The sequence below is a fragment of the Butyricicoccus pullicaecorum genome (assembly GCF_002160355.1).
GTDB lineage: Bacteria > Bacillota > Clostridia > Oscillospirales > Butyricicoccaceae > Butyricicoccus > Butyricicoccus pullicaecorum.
The window spans coordinates 1-807 of sequence record NZ_NFKK01000055.1 but is presented as its reverse complement, the minus strand read 5'-3'; the positions used below and the strand labels follow the sequence as shown (position 1 = coordinate 807).

Here is an 807-nt window from a genome sequence, read left to right as displayed (position 1 = left end):
TGCCGATGTACATGCGGTCGCCGACCAGCTGGCTGACGAGCTTAATGTAAGTGGTCTCGGCACAGCCTGCGCAAGCCGCAGAGAACTGGAAGTAGGGCTTTGCAAACTGGACAGACTTCATGTTCTTATCGCTGATAACGTCCTTCTTGAGGTAAGCCTCGTTCATGGCTACCTTGTCGAAGTTCTCCTGCTCGGGCTTCATGTCGTCGAACGGAGTCATAGTCAGCGCACCCTTCGCCGGGCACGCGGTCAGGCAGACGCCACAGCCCAGGCAGTCGTAGGGCGAGATCTGCATGCGGTAGGAGTATGCCGGAGCGTCCTTGCCCAGACCCTTTGCGGGTACGGTCTCAAAGGATGCCGGAACGTTTGCCTTCTCCTCCTCGGTCAGCAGTACCGGGCGGATTGCTGCGTGCGGGCAGGTTGCTGCGCAGCGGTTACACTGGATACATGCGCTGCCGTCCCACTTCGGAACCATGGTCGCAACACCGCGCTTGGAGTAAGCCGAGGTGCCGTTCTCCCAGGTGCCATCGAGTACGCCGTGCTTCTGGAAGACAGAAATCGGCAGCTTGTCGCCCTGCTGGCGATCCATCGGCAGTACGATCTCCTTGACGAAGGGCGTTGCCTCGATCTCCTGCGCCGGAGCGTCGACTGCATTTGCCCAGCTCTCCGGGATCTCTACCTTGACGGCTGCGCTTACGCCTACGTCAACAGCCTGGTTGTTCAGATCGACGATCTTCTGACCAGCCTTCTTAAAGTAGGAGTTGTAGTTGTTCTTCTTCATGTCCTCAACTGCAACATCCAGCGGGA

1 protein-coding gene is annotated in these 807 nt (G+C 58.4%); it reads right to left on the bottom strand.

Annotation, left to right across the window (positions count from 1 at the left end):
• Window positions 1–807 (bottom strand): 4Fe-4S dicluster domain-containing protein (locus B5F17_RS14525; RefSeq protein WP_143287769.1); only part of this gene is annotated, 807 nt, incomplete at both ends.